Source organism: Ramlibacter sp., assembly GCF_041916345.1.
Lineage (GTDB): Bacteria > Pseudomonadota > Gammaproteobacteria > Burkholderiales > Burkholderiaceae_C > Ramlibacter.
Window position 1 is genome coordinate 26,998 of record NZ_JAYRZR010000008.1, and the last position, 22,318, is coordinate 49,315.

General features: G+C 71.1%; 24 protein-coding genes. 19 read left to right on the top strand and 5 right to left on the bottom strand.

Annotated features, from left to right (window positions below; all coding sequences use genetic code 11):
* Positions 1-94 precede the first annotated feature (94 nt).
* The 6 genes from ACE3T5_RS04060 (at position 95) to ACE3T5_RS04085 (ending at position 4,872) form a co-directional block, all read left to right on the top strand.
* A complete protein-coding gene (locus ACE3T5_RS04060) occupies positions 95-1,984 on the top strand; it encodes an SEC-C metal-binding domain-containing protein (RefSeq protein WP_374664723.1) in 1,890 nt (629 codons plus the stop codon).
* A gap of 15 nt (positions 1,985-1,999) precedes the next feature.
* Positions 2,000-2,464, top strand: a complete 465-nt coding sequence (locus ACE3T5_RS04065; protein WP_374664725.1) for an Lrp/AsnC family transcriptional regulator — start codon at positions 2,000-2,002, stop codon at positions 2,462-2,464.
* Positions 2,465-2,531: 67 nt separating this feature from the next.
* Positions 2,532-3,521 (top strand): hypothetical protein, encoded by a 990-nt coding sequence (locus ACE3T5_RS04070; protein ID WP_374664727.1) that lies wholly within the window; start codon positions 2,532-2,534, stop codon positions 3,519-3,521.
* An 80-nt stretch (positions 3,522-3,601) separates the two neighbouring features.
* The gene (locus ACE3T5_RS04075) at positions 3,602-3,781 is read left to right on the top strand and encodes a hypothetical protein (protein ID WP_374664729.1); all 180 of its coding nucleotides are present in this window, start codon (positions 3,602-3,604) and stop codon (positions 3,779-3,781) included.
* 91 nt (positions 3,782-3,872) lie between these two features.
* Complete coding sequence (locus ACE3T5_RS04080; protein WP_374664731.1) at positions 3,873-4,496, top strand: nucleotidyltransferase domain-containing protein; 624 nt, start codon at positions 3,873-3,875, stop codon at positions 4,494-4,496.
* Positions 4,483-4,872, top strand: a complete 390-nt coding sequence (locus ACE3T5_RS04085) for a hypothetical protein (RefSeq protein ID WP_374664734.1) — start codon at positions 4,483-4,485, stop codon at positions 4,870-4,872. The genes ACE3T5_RS04080 and ACE3T5_RS04085 overlap by 14 nt, the downstream gene beginning before the upstream one ends.
* A 57-nt stretch (positions 4,873-4,929) precedes the next feature.
* On the opposite strand, the gene ACE3T5_RS04090 is transcribed toward ACE3T5_RS04085, so the two are convergent.
* Positions 4,930-5,352 carry a helix-turn-helix domain-containing protein gene (locus ACE3T5_RS04090; RefSeq protein WP_374664736.1) on the bottom strand — a complete coding sequence of 141 codons (423 nt, stop codon included), beginning with the start codon at positions 5,350-5,352 and terminating at the stop codon, positions 4,930-4,932.
* An 84-nt stretch (positions 5,353-5,436) separates the two neighbouring features.
* Here ACE3T5_RS04090 and ACE3T5_RS04095 point away from each other — a divergent pair, with 84 nt between their 5' ends.
* The 3 genes from ACE3T5_RS04095 to ACE3T5_RS04105 are packed head-to-tail and all read left to right on the top strand — an operon-like array spanning position 5,437 to position 6,829.
* Positions 5,437-5,940 (top strand): DUF2938 domain-containing protein, encoded by a 504-nt coding sequence (locus tag ACE3T5_RS04095; protein WP_374664738.1) that lies wholly within the window; start codon positions 5,437-5,439, stop codon positions 5,938-5,940.
* A 53-nt stretch (positions 5,941-5,993) separates the two neighbouring features.
* Complete coding sequence (locus ACE3T5_RS04100) at positions 5,994-6,602, top strand: flavodoxin family protein (protein WP_374664740.1); 609 nt, start codon at positions 5,994-5,996, stop codon at positions 6,600-6,602.
* A complete protein-coding gene (locus tag ACE3T5_RS04105; protein WP_374664742.1) occupies positions 6,599-6,829 on the top strand; it encodes a DUF2798 domain-containing protein in 231 nt (76 codons plus the stop codon). Before ACE3T5_RS04100 ends, ACE3T5_RS04105 begins: the two co-directional genes overlap by 4 nt.
* Before the next feature lie 6 nt (positions 6,830-6,835).
* Here the strand turns inward: ACE3T5_RS04105 and ACE3T5_RS04110 are convergent, their stop codons facing one another.
* The gene (locus ACE3T5_RS04110; RefSeq protein ID WP_374664744.1) at positions 6,836-7,723 is read right to left on the bottom strand and encodes a LysR family transcriptional regulator; all 888 of its coding nucleotides are present in this window, start codon (positions 7,721-7,723) and stop codon (positions 6,836-6,838) included.
* A gap of 71 nt (positions 7,724-7,794) precedes the next feature.
* Here ACE3T5_RS04110 and ACE3T5_RS04115 point away from each other — a divergent pair, with 71 nt between their 5' ends.
* The 3 genes from ACE3T5_RS04115 (at position 7,795) to ACE3T5_RS04125 (ending at position 11,004) form a co-directional block, all read left to right on the top strand.
* Positions 7,795-8,016 (top strand): hypothetical protein, encoded by a 222-nt coding sequence (locus tag ACE3T5_RS04115; RefSeq protein ID WP_374664746.1) that lies wholly within the window; start codon positions 7,795-7,797, stop codon positions 8,014-8,016.
* Positions 8,017-8,179: 163 nt separating this feature from the next.
* On the top strand, positions 8,180-9,469 hold the full coding sequence (locus ACE3T5_RS04120) for a M16 family metallopeptidase (RefSeq protein WP_374664748.1): 1,290 nt from the start codon (positions 8,180-8,182) through the stop codon (positions 9,467-9,469).
* A 182-nt stretch (positions 9,470-9,651) separates the two neighbouring features.
* A complete protein-coding gene (locus ACE3T5_RS04125; RefSeq protein WP_374664750.1) occupies positions 9,652-11,004 on the top strand; it encodes a hypothetical protein in 1,353 nt (450 codons plus the stop codon).
* A 9-nt stretch (positions 11,005-11,013) separates the two neighbouring features.
* On the opposite strand, the gene ACE3T5_RS04130 is transcribed toward ACE3T5_RS04125, so the two are convergent.
* Both ACE3T5_RS04130 and ACE3T5_RS04135 read right to left on the bottom strand, forming a co-directional pair.
* Positions 11,014-11,256 (bottom strand): hypothetical protein, encoded by a 243-nt coding sequence (locus ACE3T5_RS04130; protein ID WP_374664752.1) that lies wholly within the window; start codon positions 11,254-11,256, stop codon positions 11,014-11,016.
* A 142-nt stretch (positions 11,257-11,398) separates the two neighbouring features.
* A complete protein-coding gene (locus ACE3T5_RS04135) occupies positions 11,399-12,010 on the bottom strand; it encodes a hypothetical protein (RefSeq protein ID WP_374664754.1) in 612 nt (203 codons plus the stop codon).
* Between the two features lie 111 nt (positions 12,011-12,121).
* On the opposite strand from ACE3T5_RS04135, the gene ACE3T5_RS04140 reads away from it, so the two are divergent.
* From ACE3T5_RS04140 to ACE3T5_RS04160, 5 genes are all read left to right on the top strand, one after another.
* Entirely contained in the window at positions 12,122-12,865 is a 744-nt protein-coding gene (locus ACE3T5_RS04140) for an alanyl-tRNA editing protein (protein ID WP_374664756.1), read from the top strand.
* A gap of 70 nt (positions 12,866-12,935) precedes the next feature.
* Positions 12,936-15,080, top strand: a complete 2,145-nt coding sequence (locus tag ACE3T5_RS04145) for a protein-disulfide reductase DsbD family protein (RefSeq protein ID WP_374664758.1) — start codon at positions 12,936-12,938, stop codon at positions 15,078-15,080.
* Between the two features lie 22 nt (positions 15,081-15,102).
* A complete protein-coding gene (locus ACE3T5_RS04150; protein ID WP_374664760.1) occupies positions 15,103-15,717 on the top strand; it encodes a thioredoxin family protein in 615 nt (204 codons plus the stop codon).
* A 70-nt stretch (positions 15,718-15,787) separates the two neighbouring features.
* Positions 15,788-16,279 (top strand): CoA-binding protein, encoded by a 492-nt coding sequence (locus ACE3T5_RS04155; protein ID WP_374664762.1) that lies wholly within the window; start codon positions 15,788-15,790, stop codon positions 16,277-16,279.
* A gap of 10 nt (positions 16,280-16,289) precedes the next feature.
* Positions 16,290-17,630, top strand: coding sequence for an O-acetylhomoserine aminocarboxypropyltransferase/cysteine synthase family protein (locus tag ACE3T5_RS04160; protein ID WP_374664764.1), 1,341 nt, complete (start codon positions 16,290-16,292; stop codon positions 17,628-17,630).
* Here ACE3T5_RS04160 and ACE3T5_RS04165 read toward each other — a convergent pair whose 3' ends face one another.
* Positions 17,631-18,734: a tetratricopeptide repeat protein gene (locus ACE3T5_RS04165; protein ID WP_374664766.1), complete on the bottom strand. Its 1,104-nt coding sequence runs from the start codon at positions 18,732-18,734 to the stop codon at positions 17,631-17,633.
* A 63-nt stretch (positions 18,735-18,797) separates the two neighbouring features.
* Between ACE3T5_RS04165 and hemE the strand changes: the two genes are divergently transcribed.
* Both hemE and ACE3T5_RS04175 read left to right on the top strand, forming a co-directional pair.
* Entirely contained in the window at positions 18,798-19,904 is a 1,107-nt protein-coding gene (gene hemE, locus ACE3T5_RS04170; RefSeq protein ID WP_374664768.1) for a uroporphyrinogen decarboxylase, read from the top strand.
* 351 nt (positions 19,905-20,255) lie between these two features.
* Positions 20,256-22,298, top strand: coding sequence for a primosomal protein N' (locus ACE3T5_RS04175; protein ID WP_374664770.1), 2,043 nt, complete (start codon positions 20,256-20,258; stop codon positions 22,296-22,298).
* Positions 22,299-22,318: the final 20 nt, after the last annotated feature.

Sequence of the window (22,318 nt, forward strand, 5' to 3'; positions counted from 1 at the left end):
AGCATAAAATGCCGCCGCAGGCCCGTTTGACGACACAGGATTCTGAAGTGGCCCTTGTCCAGCTTCGCGGCACATCCCCACTACGATCCACCCCATGACCGATCGCATCGACGCCGACACGCCGCCCGACGAGTTCGTGAACACGTTCCACGAGGCCATCCGCCGCATCCTCCACGGCGAACCCCTGCCCTCTTTCTGCGACTGGTTCGTGGACGAGATGGGTGAAACGCTGGCGGCCCTGGCATCACATCCCCCAGACGACGAAGCGACGAGCCTGCGCTTCCAGCGCCACATGGCGCGCGCACTCTGGCATGCCGTGCCGGTGCCAGACAACCGCTGGCGACCGCGACCGATGTCCAAGCCGGAGCGCAACGGCCCCTGCCCCTGTGGATCCGGCCGCAAGTACAAGCAGTGCTGCGCACAGTTCGCGGGCGACGCGTTGCCAATGCCCGCGGAACAGCTGTTCGCCCTGGCGCTGACCCTGGCCGAGCCGCACATGCTGCGGCCGGGCCTGGCCCGGCTGGTCCCTGCCGAAGCCCTGGGCCACGCCGCGGCCTCCTGGAACGCCGATGGCCAGGCGGACCGCACGATCGAGGTGCTGGAACCGCTGTTCGAGGACCTCGACGGCTTGGACGAGCGCCACGAGTACGCCTTCGACGTGCTGATGGATGCCCTGCAGGACATGGGACAGGAGGCGCGCCGCGACGCCCTGGCCCGCCGCATGGCCGGCGCGCGTGACCGGCAGCTGGCCAGCGCGGCCCGCGGACGGCTGATCTCCATGCTGGCGGATCGCGGCGAGCAGGGCGCCGCCTGGAAGCTGTTTCACGAGGCCGTGCGCCAGGACCCCGAGAACCCGCATTTTTGGCATCTGGAGGTGTCGCTGCTGCTCGGGGAGGGCCGCACCGAAGAGGCGAAGATGCGCGCCACCCTGTTGGCCGCCCGGGCGCGGCGCGAGGGGCTGAACGAGCTGGCGCAGACACTGACCGACCTGGGCACGCATGGCCTGCAACCGCTTCTGGGCGGGCCGGATGAAGACGACGCACTGGACGGTCAGGAAGACGAGGCCTGGGTCGACCTGAGCCAGCAGGCACCGACGGAGGTGGACGGTGAAGCGCTCGCAGGGCTCTACCAGGTGGCGCGGGAGCCGGCCGTAGGTGATGAGCCGCCCGTCCTGAGCCTGGTGCCCACGCCCGCGCTGGCAGCCGTGCAGGCGCAATGGGCACAGCGCTTCCAGATCGTCAAGCCGGCCGGGACCGACCTGATGGGCGATGCGTCCGCCCTGCTCGACGACCTGCCGGAGGTGGCCGCGTTCCTGCAGGCCCATCCCAACGCATGGCTCAGCCTGGAGGTGCTGGACGACCTGCTGCTGGCGGCCGCCGAGATCGCCGACCCGAACGCCCCGCGGCCCGTGCAGGTGGCCGCGCTGCGCCTGGCCGCACATGCCGTGACCGTCTTGCGCAGCCTCATCGGCACGGCGCCGGCGCAGCTCGTGTGGGTGCACAAGACCAGCCGGCCGGCCCTGCGCGTGCTGGCGCAGGCCATCCTGTTCGCGTTTGCGGACAGCGACGCCGAGCAGATGCACTCGCTCACCCGCTGGGGCCTGGCCATCTGCCCATCGGACCCCTTTGGCTGGCGCCGGCTGCGCGCCGAGCTGCTGCTGGTGGCCGATTGCCCGGCCGAGGCGCTGGCGCTGATCGAGGCAGCGCCGAGCGACGAGGCGATGCTGGCTTTCATGCGGGTGCTGGCCCTGTTCGCGCTGGGCCGCCAGCAGGAGGCCGAGACCGCGATCCGCGCGGCCCATGCACGGCACCCGCACATGCTGCCCATGCTGCTGCCCGACCTGCGGGATGCCCCGCTCGGCGACGAAGACACGTCCGAGGAGGAGCTGGGCGTGCAGGCAGTCGCCTGGGCGCACCGCACGGCCTTGCGGCCGAAGTGGGTGGGCACGGGTGCGCTGGATTGGGCGCGCGGCCTGGATCTGTAGCCCCACCTCCAGGCCATGCCCCTCGACACCATCGACCTGCGCATCCTGGCCGAACTGCAGCAGGATGGCGCCCTGACCAACGTGGAGCTGGCGCGCCGTGTGCACCTGTCGCCCAGCCCCTGCCTCGCGCGCGTGAAGGCGCTGGAGGCCGCCGGCGTGATCGAGCGCTACGTGGCTCTGGCCAGCGCCAAGGCGTTGGGCCTGGGCCTGAACGTCTTCATCAACATCAGCCTGAAGGAACAGAGCAAGGCCGCCCTGGCCGAGTTCGAGCGCCGCATCGCCGAGCACGACGAGGTGATGGAGTGCTACCTGATGACGGGCGACAGCGACTACCTGATTCGCGTGGCCGTGGCCGACATGGCCGCGCTGGAGAAGTTCATCCTGGAGCAGCTCACGCCGATTCCGGGCATCGAGAAGATCCGGTCGAGCTTTGCGTTGAAGCAGGTGCGGTACAAGACCGCGCTGCCGTTGCCAGGTTGATGCACATGAACTGGCCCGCCGCCCGCGACCCGTCGTGTATAAGGGCAGGCCATCGCCGAGGATTCCCATGAAGCAGTCCGCCGCCGAACGCCCCGACCCCACCCCCCAGCGCAAGGCCGCCATCGCGCGCGGCGCGGCGCTGGAACACACCGGCCAGGTGCGGGTCGAGCCGATCCCGAACTTCGATCTGGATCGCACCATCTTCAAGACCCTGGAAGGCAAGGCCGCCCGCTACGTGATCACCACCCGGGTCGGCAAGGAGGCGCACTGGGACACCCGTGCCGCGGCGACCGTGCAGGCCGAATACGAGCAGGCGCGCGCCAGGCATCCACTGCCCGCCGTCAGCCCGGAACTGATGCAGTTCCTGGTGAGCGAGTGCGACTTCGACGTGGAGCATGCCGACGGCTCCTTCCTCGACCACCTGTACTTCTGCTTCGAGTACACCGTGCAGCACTACCCGCAGCAGTCCGCCCTGGTGATGCTGCTGCACTCGATCCTCGGCACCGGCACCAACACCTTTGCCATGACGGCGGACAAGATCCCCGCCTTGCGCCAGCTGATGAGCCCGTCGGACTGGAAGCAGGTGGAGGCCTTTCCCTCCGTGCTGCGTCTGCTCTACGCCGGTCCGCTGCGCCGGGAGCTGCGTGAGAACCTGCACCGCCCCGACGCCATCGCATCGATCTCCTTCCACCGCGTGATCGACAACGCGCCCATCACGATCACCGGCGAGGACCTGTGGATCGCGCTGAACTACCAGCTGATCCACCTGGTGGATTTCCTGCCCGTGGCGAACTGGTCCATGCACCAGAACGACACCTCGTTCATCCTGTTCCGCGATCTCTACGATCTGCTGGGCCGGGCCGGCAAGCGGCAGGCCCATGTGGACTACACGCCCGACCCCACCCCGCGCCCGCCCGAGGGAGAGCCCCAGAGCCTGGGCGCCTGGCTCACCACCAAGATCCCGGTCAGCGTGAGCGAACGGATGGCCGCGCAATCGGTCACCCGCTTCTCGCAGCGCATCGGCCACTCGCTGGATTACAGGATCAGCTGGGCTTGAGCGGGCGAGGGTGCAGGCCGATCAGGTTTCCAAGTTCAGCGTCCGGCTCTTGCGTCGTCTGATCAGCGATGGTTCCCACGATGACCGGCAAACGTCCTGATTCGGTTTCCTTCCCCCGCGCGTTCTACGTCAAGCTGGGGGCTGGCGGCCAGTGGGAAAGCGACTCGCTCGCCAACGGCGTGATGCGCTTCGGCTGGGCGCAGCGAGCTGGCCGAATCCATCTCATCGCACCGTCGCGCACTGGCTGCGGCGTCAGCTGAACCTGCGGCTCTAGGAGCCCGCTTCCGTGGAACAGACGCTTGTGAGAGCACACTTGCACCCTGTCGCCATTCAGGCAACAATCGTCGCCCAATGAGCAACACCTCCAGCTTGATGGACCTGCTGTTCCCAGCCACCCGTCAGCGGGTGCTAGCGGTGCTACTGCTGCAGCCAGACGCCAGCTTCCACTTGCGGGAGCTGGCACGGATGGCGGACGCCCACGCCGGCACTCTGGCGCGGGAGCTGGACAAGCTCACCCAGGCCGGCCTGCTGGTGCGTACCGAGCAGGGCAACCAGGTGCATTGCAGGGCACAGGCCGCCCACCCGCTTTTTCCCGAGCTCGCCGGCATCTTCCGCAAGACGCACGGCATCGTGCCGGCGCTCCGTGCCGCGCTGGAGCCGCTTGGGCCCAAGGTCACGCTGGCGCTGGTGTACGGCTCCATCGCACGCGGCACCGCCACGGCCGGCAGCGATGTAGACCTGCTGGTGCTGGGCAAGGCCAGCTTCGCTGAACTGGCGCAGGCGCTGTTTCCGCTGCACGCGCAGCTGCGGCGTGAAGTGAACCCGGCGCTGTACACGCCGGCGGAGTTCAGCAAGCGGTGGCTGCAGGGCGACGCGTTTGCCCGCGACGTGATGAGCAAGCCCAGGCTGTGGGTGAAGGGAGGAGAAGATGACCTTGCAAAACTTGCTGGCCATCCAACGCTTGCAAGCGCATGAAGCCGACCGCACATCGGTACGCAAGCTGCTGGACGCGGCGCAGCGCAACCTTGCGGACGCGCAGATCGCCGAGCTGAGCGCCGACAACCGCTTCGACGCCGCCTACAAGTGCATCGTGCAGTGCGCGATGCTGGGTCTGTGGGGCCACGGCTTTCGCACCGCCACCAGCCAGCCAGGGCATCACCAGACGGCCATCCAGTGCCTGAGCCTGACCATGGCGGTGCCGCAGGCCACCGTGATCGTGCTTGCGGCGGCAGCGCAATGCCACCGACTATGCGGGCGACCCCGTGCCGCCGGCCGCGCTCAGTTCGTGCCTGGAGGAAGCCGCCAAGCTGCTGGCGCACACGCAGGCCTGGTTGAAGCGCCAGCGACCTGACTGGATGGAGGGCGAATGAGCAGCCAGTCGCTCGTCCTGGCCCATCCTGAAGCGCCTTCAGCCACCTGACTTGAAGGGGCCTGGTGCGACTTTCAGCACCCCCTCCGCCGCGGCCTTCACCAACCGCCGGAACGTCGGGCACTCCGCATGACTCGGCGCCGGACACACGGCCGCATGCCGCAGCCCGTCGCTCATCGCCTTCAGCCGCCGGATCGTGCGGTCGATCTCGTCGGCCTTGGCAGCCAGCTGGGTGCGGTCGATGCTTGGCTGGCCGTCGGCACCGAACATGGTGCGGATCTCCTCCAGCTTGAAACCGGCCGCCTGACCGAGGGCGATCAGCGCGAGCTGGTCCAGCACAGCCGGCGCGAAGAGGCGCCGCAGCCCCTGGCGGCCGGTGGAGGCGATGAGCCCCTTTTCCTCGTAGTAGCGCAGGGTGGAGGCGGGTACGCCGGAGCGCCGCGCCACTTCAGCGATGTCCATGCTGCAAAAAGGTCTTGACCTCAAGTCGGCTTGAAGTTGCATCCTGCCGGCTCTGCTCGCTTCGGTCAATCACGAGGACCCGCCATGGACACCATTTCCCCCCTTGAAGCACTCGCCCGCATCACCGCGATCGGCATCGGCGCCACCGTCGTCATGGATGCCTGGCTGCTGCTGTTGCAGCGGCTGGGTGTGCCCACCCTCCACTTCGGCCTCGTCGGGCGCTGGGTGGGGCATTTGCCGCGCGGCCGCTGGTTCCACGCGGCCATCGCCAAAGCGCCGCCCGTGCGGCATGAGCGGGCCCTGGGCTGGTTCACGCACTACGCCGTGGGCATCGCCTTTGCCGCGCTCGCAGTGGCGCTGCATGGGGTGGCCTGGGCGCAAAGCCCCAGCCTGCTGCCCGCGCTGTGCGTGGGCGTGCTGACCGTGGCCGCGCCCTGGCTGGTGATGCAGCCGGCCATGGGCGCCGGCATCGCGGCTCGCCGGACACCCACGCCCTGGGCCAACCGCGGGCGCAGCCTTGCCAATCACGCCGTCTTCGGCGTCGGCCTCTACCTGGCCGCCGCCGGCATCGCCTGGGCCACGCGCTGACTCGGTGCCTGCGCCCCTTTCCTTCCCCTCCACTTCCACAAGGAGTGACTGCCATGAACCTGCCGCAAATCGCCATCGTCTATCACAGCGCCCACGGGCACACCGACCACATCGCCCAGCATGTCGCCGCCGGCGCCAGCAGCCTGCCGGGCGTCCAGGTGCAGCTGCTGCGCGCCGAGGCCGTGGCGCAGCAGCCCGATCTGCTGTCGCCTTTCGACGGCCTCATCCTCGGCTCGCCCACCTACCTGGGCGGCGTGTCGGGGCCCTTCAAGACCTTCATGGATGCCACCGGCCGCCAGTGGCGCCACCAGCAGCTGCGCGGCAAGCTGGCAGCGGGCTTCACCGTGTCGTCGCTGCCCGCGGGCGACAAGCAGTCCACGCTGCTGTCGATGTTCGTGTTCGCCATGCAGCATGGCATGGTGTGGTCAGGCAACCCCATCCTGCCAGAGCAGCAGAGCGGCGTGCCCTACGACGAGGCGGCGAATCGCCTGGGCTCGTGGTCCGGCCTGATGGCGCAGGCCGGGCACTCGGCGCCGGCCGATGCCTTCCCGCCCGGGGATGTGAAGACGGCGCACCAGTTCGGCCGCACCTTCGCGCAGCGGCTGCTGTGCCTGGCGCGCGGCCGTCAGGCGGTGCGTGAAGCGCAGGAGGCCACGGCATGATTCCCGCCCGCTTCGCGCCCGCGCTGTTCGGCCTGATCCTGTCCGGCCTCATGTCGCTGGTGGTGTCGGGGATCGCCACGGCCCGCGCCGTGGGGCTGGGCGCGAACTTCACCGGCGCATGGGTCGGCGGCTGGCTCATGGCCTGGGCCATCGCCTTCCCCATCGTGCTGGTGGCCGCACCATTCACGCGGCACGTGGTGGCTCGGCTCGTGCGGCCCGATGCTTGAAGGCGCTCAGCCCTGGCGGTACTGCTTCAGCACCGCCAGCAGGCTGCGCGTGGCGCCGCTCAGCAGGGGCAGCGCCCGATGCACGATCACCGTGTCGCGCACCAGCAGCGGCTTCAGCGGCACCACCCGCACGCCGCGCGCGGTGTGCGCCTCCATCGGCCCTTCCATCGGCAGGATGGCCGCGCCATAGCCCGCAGCCACCAGGCTCTTCATCGCCTCGTTGTAGTTCAGCACGATGCGGGGCCGCGCCACGATGCCGGCGGTGGCGAACCACTCGGTGGTCTGGCGGTACAGGCGCGTGGTGCTGTCGTTGGCGATCAGATGCTGCGCCGCCAGCCACTGTGGCGTCACGCGCCTCGGCGCTTTCCAGCCCAGCGGCAGGAAGGCCATGAGCGGGTCACGCCGCCAGCGCGTGACCACCAGGTCGCCTGCGGCCTGCGGCGGGGCGATGAGCGCCACGTCCAGCGTGCCGGCCTGCAGCGCCGCCTGGCCATCGTTGGTGCCATAGATGCTCACTTCCACATGCACCTCCGGATGGGCGCGCTCCATGTCCTGCAGCACCCGCCCCAGCAGGTAGACCAGCATGCCGGTGGAGGCACCCAGGCGCACGCGGCCTGTCACGCCCTGCTGCTGGCGGCGCACGGCCTGCACCGCATCGTCGGCTTCGGCCAGCAGCCTGCGCGCGTGGACCAGCAGCACGTCGCCCGCCGGGGTGGGCTGCACGCGGCGGGCACCGCGCAGCAGCAGCGGAACACCCAGCCGAGCCTCCAGTTCGCTCACGTGCAGGCTCACCGTCGGCTGCGCGAGGTTCAGCGCCCGCGAGGCCGCCGACAAGGTGCCCAGGTCGGCCACGGTGACCAGGGTGCGAAGCTGGTCGAGGTTCAGCTCACGCATCAGGAATCCTGATTGGTTGTTTCAGAAAACTCAACTTTTCAGATGGCAGTGTAGTCCCCATCATTCAACCCATGAACACGATGACACATGCCTGGGCCAGCCAGCGGCCGCTGGCCCTCCAGATCGGCGCGGACTTGACCGGGCGGCTGCGTGCCGTGCTCGCGGGGCTGCGCCAGGCCTTGCGATCCGCCCCGCGCGGCGACGCGGAACTGCGGGGCATGAGCGATCTCGACCTGCGGGATCTGGGCATCGGCCGCAGCGAGGTGGCGCGCCTGCTCGACGCGGGGCGCTGAAGCACGACGTGGAACCGCTGGGGTTGCACCCCAGCCTACGAAAACCTGCGCAGGTCGCTGCGTTCACGTAGGCTGGCGGAGGAGCGAAGCGAAACCCCAGCGCTTCGAGGCGATCCGCCATGCGGGACAATTCGCCGTCCCCATCCACCCACCCCGCTTCCCCTTGCCTGCCGCTCCTCGCCGTTCCGCCGCCCCCCTGCACCACACCCTGCCCAACGGCGTGACCGTGATCGCGCTGCCGATGCCGCATCTGGTCAGCGCGAGTGTGGCGGTGTTCATCCGCGCCGGCAGCCGTGACGAGTCGCCGGCCAAGGCGGGCGTCAGCCACTTCCTGGAGCACATGGCCTTCAAGGGCACGCGGGCGCGCACGGTGCAGGCCATCAACTTCGCGGCCGAATCACTGGGCGCGGACCTGAACGCCTACACCGACAAGGACGCCACCTGCTACCACCTGGAGGGCCTGGGCGAGCACGCGCCGCAGATGCTGGACCTGCTGGCCGACATCGTGCTGAACAGCACCTTCCCCGCCGACGAACTGGCGCGCGAGCGCGCCGTCATCCTGCAGGAATGCACGGAGTACGAGGAGGATCCGCAGCAGCTCTCCTACACCCTGCTCGATGAGGCACTGTGGGGCGCGCACCCCATGGGCCGCCCCATCATCGGCACGCCGGAAACCATCTCGGCCCTCACCCGGCGCGACCTGGTGCAGCACGTGAAGCGCCACTACGTGGCCGAGCGCATCGTGGTGGCGGCTGCGGGCCGGCTGCAGGCCGATGCCTTCCTGCGCCAGGCGCAGGCCCTTTTCGGCGATGTGGCCCGTGCCGGCCGCGCGCCCGCGCACCAGGCGCCGGCCCATCTGGGGCAGGCCCGCGCACGACGGCTGCCCGGCGTCTCGCAGACCTACGTGAACGTCGCCTGGCCGCTGCCCAGCCGCGGCGAGAATCCCTACCTGGGCACGCTGCTGGCCACGCTGTTTGGCGGCGGCATGAGCGCGCCGCTGGTGGATGCCGTGCGCGAGCGCCTGGGCCTGGCCTACAGCGTGGGCGCCACCGCCGACCTGGGCGACGTGCATGGCGCTCTGGTGGTGGATGCGATCACCACGCCCGACAAGGTGCCAGCCTTCACCGCCGAACTGGCCCGTCTGCTGGCTGAACAGGCCGATCGCATTGCCGCGGCAGACCTGACGCGCGCGCGCAACCAGCTGCTGGTGTCCCTGGTGCGTGGCGCCGAACGGCCCATGCGCCTGCTGCAGCGTTGCGTGGAGCACTGGTGGGCCACCGGCGAACTGTTCGACGCGGCACGCGCCGCCGAGACCATCCATGCTGTCACGGCCAGCAGCCTGCGCGAGCAGTTCCAGGCCCTGCGGGCGCAACCGGCCGCCACCGCGCTGGTGGGCGCCGGCGCCACGCTCAAGGGTGCCCGCTCGCTGCAGGCCGCGCTGCGCGCCCATTGACCAGCCGCGCAGCCCTCCGCTAAGCTGGGCTGCGCCGGCCGTGTCACACTCGGCCCTGGCGCAGGGGGCCCGTGCAGGGCCCGCGCGCCCTGCCAGGAATCCAAGCTGTCGATGCCTCTCACCCCATCCCCGCTGAACGCCGCTGGCGGCCCGGTCGTGGCCCGGCGCCGGCCGAGACCCGCATGAAGCCGCAGGCGGAATACATCGTCAGCTGCCGCGCCTGCGGCAACCATTGCATGGTGGTGGAACGCACCAGCCCCGCGGTCGCGGGCGACGAGGTCGCCTATTCCGACGGCTTTCTCGGCGGCTGGGCCGGCGTTCAGAGCGAGGTGGTGACCTGCCCCCATTGCACCCTGGTGATGTCCTGGCGCAAGAGCTGCCAATCGGCCGATCTGCTGCGCCAGGCCGGCGACCTGGGGCGCTTCAAGATTCCGGATGCGGCCTGGGGCCCGGCCGGCCTGTACTGGATCGGCTTCGACCAGTACGACGCCGAGTTCCACAAGCCCTCGCCTTCGGCCCGCTCGGCCACGCTGCCGCGCATGAAGCAGGCCCCGGACGAATCCCGCATCTGGGCGCTGCGCAAGCGCGCTGCGCTGGCGCGCGGCCTGCTGTGGCTGGACAACGACCGCAACCGGGTCGAGCACTTCTTCGGCCGCACGCCGGCCAAGGGCCCGCGTTCGTCCGACGAAGAGCGGCGCCGTGCGCGCCTGCTGCGCGCCTTGCTGGAAGGCGCCCTGTTCGCCGGGGACGGCAGCGAACTCAACATCCTGGAAGCCGCGGAGTGGCACCGGGAGCTGGGCGAATGGGAAGATGCCCTGAAGCTGCTGGAACGCGAGTTCCACGATCCGCTGCTGGCTGTCCGTGCCGAGCAGCTGCGGGATCTGGCGGCCGCCGGCATCGGCACGGTGGTGCCGTTCGAGGACGAGCCGTTCGACGAGCCAGACGAGACCCCCGCGTCCGTGGTGGAGGACGAGCCCGCCACGCTGGCGGGTGAACTGCCGCCGTTCGAGCTGCCGGCATTCGAACTGGAGCCGCTGCCCGAACCCGCGGCGCCGCCCCCCCAGAGGGCGCCCGCTTCGGCGGCCGCGCCCGTGGCCGCCCCCCCGGTGGAGCCAGCGCCGGAACCGGCAGCGCCCTCGCCCGAGCCACCCGCGGGTACGCCCTCGCCGCGGGCCGCGGCCGCCTCCCGGTCGCCGCGCGCGCTGCTCGCCACCCTGCTGGAGGTGCTGGGCACGCTGCCGGCGGAGACGCTCGCGCGCGAGTACATCCCGCGGCCTTACGGCACGCTGGTGCACGGCCTGATGAAGTCCCATGGCTGGGACCAGGATTCGATGGCGGTCTCGCTGATCCGCGGGTTCGCGCGCCAGCATGGCTGGCCCGACGACGTGGACCCGGCCGCCTTGCGCGACCTGGAGGCCTTCGGGGTGGATGACGACGAGCTGCTCGATTACCTCGCGGCGGCGTTCAAGAAGGCCACCTGGGACAAGTGGGCCTTCGAGGTTCCCACGGGCCGGACAGTGCCCAAGCGCGGCTGAACGCGGCGATCAGAGCGCACCGGCCGGCTGCTCGGTACCCGCGACGAAGCGCATCTCGCGCGGCGCCACGATCTCCACCCGCGGCAGCGTCACGTGCACCACCTGCGGCGCGGGCGTCACGGCCGCCAGGCGCTCGTGGCTGACGCGGCTCGCGCCGCTGGCCACCACCGCGACCAGGCCCACCGCCGCCACGGCGACGGCCAGATGCACGGAGAGGGCGATGGCGGGGCGGAAGGCGGTGCGGGCTTGCATGGTGTTCTCCAGGGCGTTGTCGGTGTCGATGGATGGCACTCTAGGTGGCCACCCGCCCCGTTTCGACCGCCTTGCGACGAACTGCAGCGCCGCGCGATGAAGCGCCGCCTGGCCGGACCGGCCGCCGCGGCCCCGCGGTCGATCAGCCGGCGATCAGCGCCCGGTAGTCGGTCCGCGTGGCAACCGACACCCCTGCCACGACCTGGGCGTAGGCCGTCTGGTGCAAGGCCTGCAGGCGCGCGGACGCGATCAGGCGCGATCGGCAGAACCACTGGCAGGTGTGCTGCAGCAACAGCAACTCCGCCACCAGGGTGAAGGCGGCATCGCGGCGTCGCGTGTCCGGCGGCAGCGCCTCCAACGCGTCGAGCGCGGCGCGGATGCCGCGCGCGTGCACGGCCACGGCGCCGCGCAGGTCGAAGCACAGCGCCGGCACGCCGCTGGCCCCGGGCAGGTGAATCGGCAGGCGGCTCACCCGCAGGCCGTCCGGCGGGAGGCGGGCCACGTCGTCCGCGAAGCGCGTGATGTCCTCGCGCAGGGCCGCACCGGTCGGCTGCAGGGTGCCCCAGATGGCCGCGGCACGGTCGGCATCCGCCTCGCCCAGCGCGCGCAGGCAGCCTTCGGTCAGCGCCTGCAGGTGACGCTCGATGCGGTACGGCGCGAGCAGCGCCGCCAGGCGGGCGATGCGCTGGCGCTGTTCCGCGGCGCGCAGCATCCACACCCCGCCGGCGACGAGGACGATCAGAAAGGCTTCCATGCAGGGGGGCGAGTGTAGCGGCCGCCCCCAGCCCGTCATGGGCGACCTGGCTGACCCGGGATATCCGCCCCGGCCGCACGGGCCGGCCGCGCAGCGCCGACAATCGCAGGCATGACGCAAGAGCTTTTCCGCCAGGACGCCTACCTCCGCGAGACCCCGGCCACCGTGGTGGCCCTCGACGCCCAGGGCGTGCTGCTGGACCGCACCGTGTTCTATCCCCTGGGGGGCGGGCAGGCCGGCGACACCGGGGAGCTGGTGCTGGCCGACGGGCGCACACTGCGCATCGCGGACACCCGCAAGCACAAGGACGCGGAAGGCCAGCCCAGCGGCGCCATCGCGCATGTGCCGGCGCCGGGCCAGGAAGAACTGCTGGCCGCGCTGAAGCCCGGCGACGCGCTCACGGCCCGCATCGCCTGGGATCGGCGCCACCGGCTGATGCGCTTCCACACCACCACGCACCTGCTGTGCCACCTGGTGCCGCAGCCGGTGAACGGCTGCTCGATCACGCCCGAGTACGCGCGACTCGACTTTCACATGACCGACCCGCTGGACAAGGACGCCCTCACCGCCGGCATCGCCCGGCTGGTGGCCGAGGCACACCCGGTCACCGTGGGCGCGATCACTGACGACGAGCTGGATGCCAACCCGGCGCTGGTGAAGAGCATGTCGGTGCAGCCCCCGCGCGGCACGGGCACGGTGCGCACCATCCGCATCGGTGCGGGCGACATCGCCATCGACTTCCAGCCCTGTGGCGGCACCCACGTGGCCGGCACGGCCGAGATCGGCGCGGTGGTCGTGACCAAGATCGAGAAGAAGAGCGCCACCACCCGCCGCGTGGTGCTGGGCTTTGCCTGAACCCGGGCCCGCCCCGGAACTTCAGCCCCGCCCGCACGCTCCACTCCTGCTGCAACCCCGATCACCCGTGATGCGTCTCCTGCGCCCCCTCTTCCTTCTCTTCTGGCTGGCCGCGGCCTCCGCCGCCTCCGCCGCGCCGGGCGCGGTGGTCACCACCGAGCGCGTGCGCGCCGAGTTGCTGGCGCACGCGCCCGAGGGCGTGGAGCCGGGCAAGCCGGTCTGGCTGGGCCTGCAGCTCAAGCATCAGCCCGAGTGGCACACCTACTGGAAGAACCCGGGTGATTCCGGCCTGCCCACCCAGCTGCAATGGACGCTGCCGGCTGGCCTGGAGGCCGGTGAGATCGCCTGGCCCACGCCGAAGAAGATTCCCATCGGCAACCTGGCCAACTACGGCTATGAAGACACGGTGCTGCTGCCCGTGCCGGTGACCGTCTCAGGCAGCTTCCAGCCGCCGCCAGGCGCCGCCACGGTCGACGTCAAGCTGCAGGCCAGCTGGCTGGTCTGCCGCAAGGAATGCATCCCGGAAGAAGGCAGCTTCGTGCTGAAGCTGCCCGTGCGTGGCGCCACGGGCCTGCATGGCCCGGCCTTCGACGCCGCGCAGAAGGCCCAGCCACGGCCGGTGGCCGCCGGCCTGCAGGGCGTGCGGCCCGAGAGCACGGTGCGCGCCGAAGGCAGCCAGCTGATGGTGGAAGTGCAAGGCCTGCCGGTGGCGCTGCGCGGCCAGAAGCTGGAATTCTTCCCCGAGCTGGGCGAGATCATCGAGACCGGCGCCGCCTGGACGCAGTCCTGGGCCGGCGCGGTCTGGAAGGCGCAGATCCCCCTGAACCCCCAGCGCAGCAACAGCCCGGACGTGCTGCCCGTGGTGCTGGCCGGCGCGGATGGCGCCGGCTGGCGCGCCGAGGCCCGGGTGGTGGGTGGCTGGCCGCAGGTGGCGCAGGCCGCACCCGCTGGCGTGCCGCCGGCGCTGCAGGCCGCGCTGGACGCGAATGCCGCCGCGCCGGCCGCGCCTGCCGCCAACATGGGCCTGGCGGCTGCCCTGCTGTTCGCGCTGCTGGGCGGCTTGATCCTGAACCTCATGCCCTGCGTGTTCCCGGTGCTGGCGATCAAGGTGGTCGGCTTCACGCGGCATGCGGATGACGTGCGCGGCCACCGGCTCGGCGGCCTGGCGTACACGGCGGGCGTGGTCGTGTCCTTCCTCGCGCTCGCCGCCGTGCTGCTGGCCCTGCGCGCGGCCGGCGAGCAGCTGGGCTGGGGCTTCCAGCTGCAGTCGCCGCTGGTGGTGGCGGCGCTGGCGGCGCTGTTCACCGTGATCGGCCTCAACCTGGCCGGCGTGTTCGAGTTCGGCAGCCTGCTGCCCTCCAGCGTGGCCAGCCTGCAGGCGCGGCACCCAGTGGCGGATGCCTTCCTCACCGGCGTGCTCGCCGTGGCGGTGGCCTCGCCCTGCACCGCGCCCTTCATGGGCGCGGCGCTCGGCTTCGCCGTCAGCCTGCCGGCCGCGCAGGCGCTGCTGGTGTTCGCCTTCCTGGGCCTGGGCATGGCCCTGCCCTATCTCGTGGCCTCCTGGGTGCCGGCGGTAGCCCGCGCGCTGCCGCGCCCCGGCGCGTGGATGGACACCTTCCGCCGCTTCATGGCCTTCCCGATGTTCGCCACCGTGGCCTGGCTGGTGTGGGTGCTGGGCCAGCAGGCCGGCATCGACGGCGCCGGCGCGCTGCTCGCCCTGCTGGTGGCGCTGAGCCTGGTCGTGTGGGCCTTCACCCTGCACGGCAAGGCCCGCACGGCGATGGGCACGCTCTCGCTGGTGCTGTTCGCCGGTCTCGCCTGGGCCATGGGCGGGGCCATCGTGCAGACCGCGGCGCCCCAGACGGCGGCTGCCGGCGAGCGCTGGCAGCCCTGGGCGCCCGGCCGGGTGGACCAGCTGCTGGCTACCGGCCAGCCGGTCTTCGTGGACTTCACCGCCGCCTGGTGCGTGACCTGCCAGTACAACAAGAAGACCACGCTCGCCGACCGCGAGGTGCTGGCCGACTTCGAGGCGCGCCGCTTCACGCTGCTGCGCGCCGACTGGACCCGCCGCGACCCGGCCATCACCGCGGCGCTGGCCGCGCTGGGCCGAAACGGGGTGCCGGTCTACGTGATCTACCGCGCGGGCCGTCCGCCGGTGGTGCTTTCGGAAGTGCTGGGCGTGCAGGAAGTGCGCGCCGCCATCAACGCCCTGTAGCCCCCTCGACAAGGAGATCGTCATGCTGCTGCGCCGGACCCTGCTCGCCGCCTCGCTGGTCACCCTGGCGGCCACCGCCCAGGCCGCCCCCGCCGTGGGCCAGGCCGCGCCCGACTTCACCCTGAAGGACGCCAACGGCAAGACCGTGAAGCTGAGCGACTTCCGGGGCAAGCACGTGGTGCTGGAGTGGACGAACCCCGGCTGCCCCTACGTGCGCAAGCACTACAACAGCGGCAACATGCCGGCCACCCAGCAGGAGGCCATGGACAAGGGCGTGGTGTGGCTGGCCATCAACTCCACCGAGCGCGAGAGCGGCGACTACCTGGCACCGGCGCAGCTGGCGGCCTGGAAGGCCGAGCGCAAGTCGAAGCCCAGCGCGATCCTGATGGACGAAGAGGGCACGGTCGGCCGCGCCTATGGCGCGCGCACCACGCCGCACATGTACATCGTCAACCCGCAGGGCCAGCTCGTGTACGCCGGCGGCATCGACAGCATTCCCTCCAGCAACCCGGACGACATCAAGCGCGCCACCAACTACGTGAAGCAGGCCGTGGGCGAGCTGCTGGCCGGCAAGCCGGTGAGCCAGGCCGCCACGCGGCCGTATGGCTGCAGCATCAAGTACAAGTCCGCGGCCTGAGCGGGGTGGGCGGGGGAGCTGGGGTGGAGCGCAGCGCAACCCCAGCGTTCCCACGGCCTACACTCCCCCCATGAGCACCATCCACGAACTGCGGCGCATCCTCGGCGGCTGCCGCACGCTGGCGGTGGTGGGCCTGTCAGCCCAGTGGCACCGGCCCAGCTTCTTCGCCGCCAAGTACATGCAGGCGCACGGCTACCGCATCGTGCCGGTCAATCCCACGGTGACCGAGATCCTGGGCGAGCGCAGCTACCCCAGCGTCACCGCGGCGGCCGAGGCCCTGGCAGAACAGGGCCAGCGCATCGACATCGTCGACTGCTTCCGTCGCACGGAGGAGATCCCGCCGCTGGCCGAGGAGGCCATCGCCGTCGGCGCGAAGTGCCTGTGGCAGCAGATCGGCGTGGTCAACGAGGCCGCGGATGCACGGGTGCGCGCAGCCGGGCTCTGGTCCGTCATGAACCGCTGCGTGAAGATCGAGCACGCGCGGCTGTTCGGCGGGCTCAACTGGGCGGGCGTCGACACGCGGGTCATCTCCGCGCGGCGGCCGCAGCAGCTGTTCTACTGAGGGGGAAAGCATGAGCGACACACCCCCGGGCGCCGACCACGCCTATGGCTTCGGCACCCGTGCCATCCACGCCGGCGCCATCCCCGATCCGGTGACTGGCGCGCGCGCCACGCCGATCCACCAGACGACCAGCTTCGTCTTCGATTCCGCCGAACACGCAGCCAGCCTGTTCAATCTGCAGACCTTCGGCAACGTGTACAGCCGCATCAGCAACCCCACGGTGGCGGTGCTGGAGGAGCGCGTGGCGTCGCTCGAGGGCGGCCGCGCGGCGCTGGCCTGCGCCACCGGCATGGCGGCGCAGATGACGGCCATCCTCGCCATCCTGAAGGCGGGCGACCACATCGTGGCCGCCTCCACGCTGTACGGCGGCACGGTCGGCCAGCTGGGCGTGGGCTTCGGCCGGCTGGGCATCACCACCACCTTCGTGGACCCATCGGATCCGGCGAACTTCCGCGCCGCGATCCAGCCGAACACGCGCGCGGTGTACGCCGAGACCCTGGGCAACCCGCTGGTGAACGTGCTCGACATCGAGGCGGTGGCCCAGGTCGCGCACGATCACGGCCTGCCGCTCATCATCGACAACACGGTTGCCAGTCCCTACCTGTGCAATCCGTTCGCGTTCGGCGCCGACATCGTGGTGCACAGCGCCACCAAGTACCTCGGCGGCCACGGCACCACCATGGCGGGCGTGGTGGTAGAGTCGGGCCGGTTCGACTGGGGCAGCGGCCTGGCGGCGAAGAACTTTCCCGAGATGCTGGAGCCCAGCCGCGCCTACCACGGCGTGAAGTTCTACGAGACGTTCGGCGACTTCGGCTACACGATGAAGGCGCGCATGGAGGTCAACCGCACCTTCGGCGGCTCGCTCTCGCCACTGAACGCATGGCTCATCCTGCAGGGCATCGAGACGCTGCACCTGCGCATGCAGGCGCACAGCCGCAATGCGCTGCAGGTGGCGCAGTTCCTCGCCTCGCATCCGCTGGTGGCCTGGGTCAACTACCCCGGCCTCGCCGACTCGCCCGACCACGCGCTGGCCCGCAAGCAGTTCCGCGCCATCGACGGTGGGCCGGGCTGCTCGGGTATCCTCACCTTCGGCATCCGCGCCGATGACGCGGCGCGGGCCGGCGAGCGCTTCATCGACGCCTGCGAGTTCCTCTCGCACCTGGCCAACATCGGCGACGCCAAGACGCTGGTGATCCACCCGGCCTCCACCACGCACCGGCAGCTGAGCGAGGAAGAGCTCGCGCGGGCCGGCGTGCGGCCCGACATGATCCGCCTGTCGGTGGGCATCGAGGACGTGGACGACATCGTGTGGGACATCGACCAGGCCCTGCGGGCCGCCGTGCGCGGCTGATCAGCCCCCGTTGCGCCGCAGGCGCACGTAGAGGCCCGGGATGGCGACCTGCTGGTCGTGGCGCACCGGCGCGCGCGCCAGGGCCTCGACGGTGAAGCCGTGCGCATCGGCCAGGCGCCGCACATAGGGCTCGGCGTGGGCGTAGCGCAGGCTGACGCGCAGCGCGAGCTCCGGCTCGTCGTGGGCCGGCTCTTCCACGCTGAACAGGAACAGGCCGCCCGGCTGCATCCGCGCGGCCACACCCGCGAACACCTCGTCGAGCGCGCCGATGTAGATGAAGACATCGGCGGCCACCACCAGGTCATGGCGGTCGCCGGTGCCCGCGAGGAACGCCGCCGCATCGGCCTGCACCAGCTCGTCATACGCGCCGGTGGCACGCGCCCGGTCCAGCATGGCCTGCGAGAGATCCACGCCGGTCACGCGCTGCGCCAGCGGGCGCAGGAGCGGCCCGCACAGGCCGGTGCCGCAGCCCAGGTCCAGCGCGTGGCGGACCTGCACGCCCTCATCGGCCAGGGGGCGCAGCAGGCGGTTCGGCGCGTCATAGCCGAGGCCGGCCACCAGATGCTGGTCGAAGGCGGCCGCGTAGTTGTCGAACAGCGCCTCGACGTAGGCGCGCGGTGCGTTGCGCGGCGCCGCCTCGCCGGTGAGCGCCGCGAGGTAGAACGCATTGAGCGATGCATCGCCCCCACGCGCCAGGGCCTCGCGGAACGCCGCCGCGGCCTCGGTGGCGCGCCCGGCCTCCTTCAGCGCCTGGCCGAGCTGTGTCCAGACCATGGGGCGCGCGGGGTCGAGCGCCACGGCACGCTGGAACAGGACGACGGCACGGTCGATCCGGCCCAGCTCCGCCGAGGCCACCGCGGCATGTGACACCGCCTCCAGGTTGTCGGGCTCGGCCGCCAGCGCCTCTTCCAGCAGGTCCAGCGCTTCCTGCAGCCGCCCCAGCTTCAGCCGCACCGCGCCCAGGTTGGTCAGCACCGAGGGTCGGCCTGGCGCCAGCGCCAGCGCGGCGGCGAAGTCGCGCTCGGCCTGCTCCAGCCGGCCGGCCTCATAGGCAGCCACGCCCTGGTGGAAGAACGCGCGGGCCTGTTCGAGGGCAGTGGTCATGGGCAAGCGGGGGGAAGGCGGCGATCATAGCGAGCCCGCCATCTGCCCTGCCACAATCCACTCATGCCCTTCGCGCCACTTGCCAACGACACCTTCCTGCGCGCCTGCCTGCGCCAGTCCACCCCCTATACGCCGCTGTGGCTGATGCGCCAGGCCGGCCGCTACCTGCCGGAGTACCGCGCCACGCGGGCGCGCGCCGGCAGCTTCATGGGCCTGGCCACCAGCCCCGACTACGCGACCGAGGTCACGCTGCAGCCGCTGGACCGGTATGACCTGGATGCGGCCATCCTGTTCTCCGACATCCTCACCGTGCCGGACGCCATGGGCCTGGGCCTGTCGTTCGCCGAAGGGGAAGGCCCCAAGCTCGCGCACCCGTTGCGCGACGATGCTTCGGTGGCGAAACTGGCCGTGCCCGACATGGAACGCCTGCGCTATGTGTTCGATGCCGTCACCTCCATCCGGCGCGCGCTCAATGGCCGCGTGCCGCTGATCGGCTTCTCCGGCAGCCCCTGGACGCTGGCCTGCTACATGGTCGAAGGCAGCGGCTCCGGCGACGACTGGCGCCGGGTGAAGAGCCTGATGTACAGCCGCCCGGACCTGATGCACCGCATCCTGGCGGTGAACGCCGAGGCCGTGGCGCAGTACCTGAACGCCCAGATCGACGCCGGCGCGCAGGCCGTGATGGTGTTCGACAGCTGGGGCGGCGCGCTGGCCGACGGCGCCTTCCAGGCCTTCAGCCTGCAGTACACCGCGCAGGTGCTGGCGAAGCTCAAGCGCAGCCATGAGGGCGCGACCATCCCGCGCATCGTCTTCACCAAGGGCGGCGGCCTCTGGCTGGACGAGATGGCCGGTCTGGATTGCGACGTGCTGGGCGTGGACTGGACGGTGAACCTGGGCCGTGCACGGGCGCAGGTGGGCGGCAGCAAGGCGCTGCAGGGCAACCTGGATCCGGCCGTGCTGTTCGCGCCGCCAGAGGCCGTGGCCACCGAGGCGAGGCGGGTGCTCGATGCGTTCGGCACGCCGCACCAGGGCGCGGGCGAGGGACCGACGCACGTGTTCAACCTCGGCCACGGCATCAGCCAGCACACGCCGCCGGAGCATGTGCAGGCCCTGGTGGAGACGGTGCACACCCATTCCGCCCGCCTGCGCAGTGGCGCCGGTGGCAACTGATCCCGCTCGTCATCGGGTGCAACCCTAGGTTCGCAGGCAGCAAGATCTTTGCCAGCGAGCCTTGACTTATGCACAAAAACCGTGTTGCGGCGCATCGAAGAGGGTCCGTCGGCCAGCCGCCCGCTCCGAATTCGATAGCGCACGCAAGTGCTTGATTTTCAATGGATTCGTTCGCTGCCCTTTTTGCGGGCAGTGCAGCCAAGCCCTTGATTTTTCGGGCTTGGCGGGCCGGCGGCCGCAGGGTATCAACAAAGTTATCCACAGAATTTGGGGGCTGCCCGCCAAATCTCCGTCAAATCAATGACTTACCGCCGATTCCGCCAATGTGGCTTGAACAAACGGGGCTAATGCATGGCTGACCTGGCGGCCCGGGTGCAGGTGGTCGTGCCCACGCCGGCCCACAGCAGCCTGGGCGACCCGCTGACCTACGCGAGTGAGGAGCCACTCGCGCCGGGAAGCATCGTCCGCGTGCCGCTGGGACGGCGACAGGTGTGCGGCGTGGTGTGGGGAGAGGCGGACGAGTCGGTGGATCCGCCGAACCTGAAGCCCATCGCGGGCGTGCTCGGGGAACTGCCTCCCCTCAGCCCCGCGTGGCGACAACTTGTTACCTTCACAGCGAACTATTACCAGCGCAGCCTGGGGGAGGTGGCGCTCGCGGCACTACCCCCGCAGCTGCGCGAGCTGGACGCGATCCAGCTCGCACGCCGCCTGCGTCGCACGGCGGGTGAAGGCACCGGCCCCACCGACCCGCCGCACGCCCTGACCTCGGAGCAGGATGCCGCACTGGCGCAGATCGACGCGGGCCGCGGCCCCTTCCTGCTGTTCGGCGCCACCGGCAGCGGCAAGACCGAGGTCTACCTGCAGGCCGTGGCCCGCCTGCTGGCGCGTGAACCCGAGGCCCAGGCCCTGGTGCTGGTGCCGGAGATCAACCTCACGCCGCAGCTGCAGGCGCGCTTCGAGGCCCGCTTCGGTGCCGCCGCCGTGGTGGCCATGCACAGCGGCCTGACGCCGCCGCAGCGCCTGCGTGCCTGGATCGCGGCGCACCGGGGGCAGGCGCGCATCGTGCTGGGCACACGCATGGCGGTGCTCGCCTCGCTGCCCACGCTGCGGCTGATCGTGGTGGACGAGGAGCATGACCCCAGCTACAAGCAGCAGGAGGGCGCGCGCTACTCCGCCCGCGACCTGGCCATCTACCGCGGCCACGCCGAAGCGGTGACCGTGGTGCTGGGCTCGGCCACGCCCTCGCTGGAGAGCTGGCAGGCCTGCCGCAAGGGCCGCTACCGCCAGCTCGACATGGCGCTGCGCGTGGGCGAGGGCCGGCTGCCCGCCGTGCGCCTGGTCGACATGCAGCACCAGCCCAAGGGCGCCCTGTTCTCGCCGCCCCTGCTGGAGGCGATCCGCGCGCGCATCGCGCGTGGCGAGCAGTCGCTGGTGTTCCTCAACCGCCGCGGCTATGCGCCGGTGCTGGCCTGCAACGCGTGCGACTGGAAGAGCGAGTGCCCGCACTGCAGTGCCTTCCGCGTCTTCCACAAGATCGACCGCACGCTGCGGTGCCACCACTGCGGCTACACCGAGCGCGTGCCCCGGGCCTGCCCCGCCTGCGGCAACGTGGACATCGCGCCGGTGGGCCGCGGCACGGAGCGATTGGAAGAGCAGCTCGCCGAGCTGCTGGCCGACGCGCAGCGGCCCGACGGCACGACCGCCCGCATCGCGCGCATGGACGCCGACACCACGCGCGCCAAGGGCGAGCTGGAACGCCAGCTGGCGCAGGTGCATGCCGGTGACGTGGACGTGCTGGTGGGCACGCAGATGGTGACCAAGGGACACGACTTCCGCCGCATCACGCTGGTGGCGGCGGTGAACCCCGACACCGCCCTCTTCGCCAGCGACTTCCGCGCGCCCGAGCGCCTGTTCGCCCTGCTGATGCAGGCCGGCGGGCGGGCCGGCCGTGACGCCGCGCAGGCCGAGGCGAGCGAGATGTGGGTGCAGACCTGGCATCCGCAGCACCCGCTGTACGCGGCGTTGCGGCGGCACGATTTCCCCGCATTCGCCGAGGCCGAGCTGAAGCAGCGCGAGGCCGCCGGCATGCCGCCCTTCGCCTACCAGGCGCTGCTGCGGGCCGAGGCGCGCACCCAGGCGGCGGCACAGGCCTTCCTGGCGGCCGCGGCGGCCGAGGCACCGGCGCTGGACCCGAGTGGCCGCGTGACCGTCTACGCGCCCGTGCCCATGGGCGTGCAGCGGGTGGCCAACGTGGAGCGGGCGCAGTTGCTGGTGGAGAGCGCGTCACGGCCGGCGCTGCAGGCTTTCCTGGCGGCGTGGCAGCCGCTGCTGCAGGCGACGCGGCCCGCCGGACTGATCCGCTGGGCGGTGGACGTGGATCCGCTCGCGATCTGACGCAGGCGGCCGCACGGCGA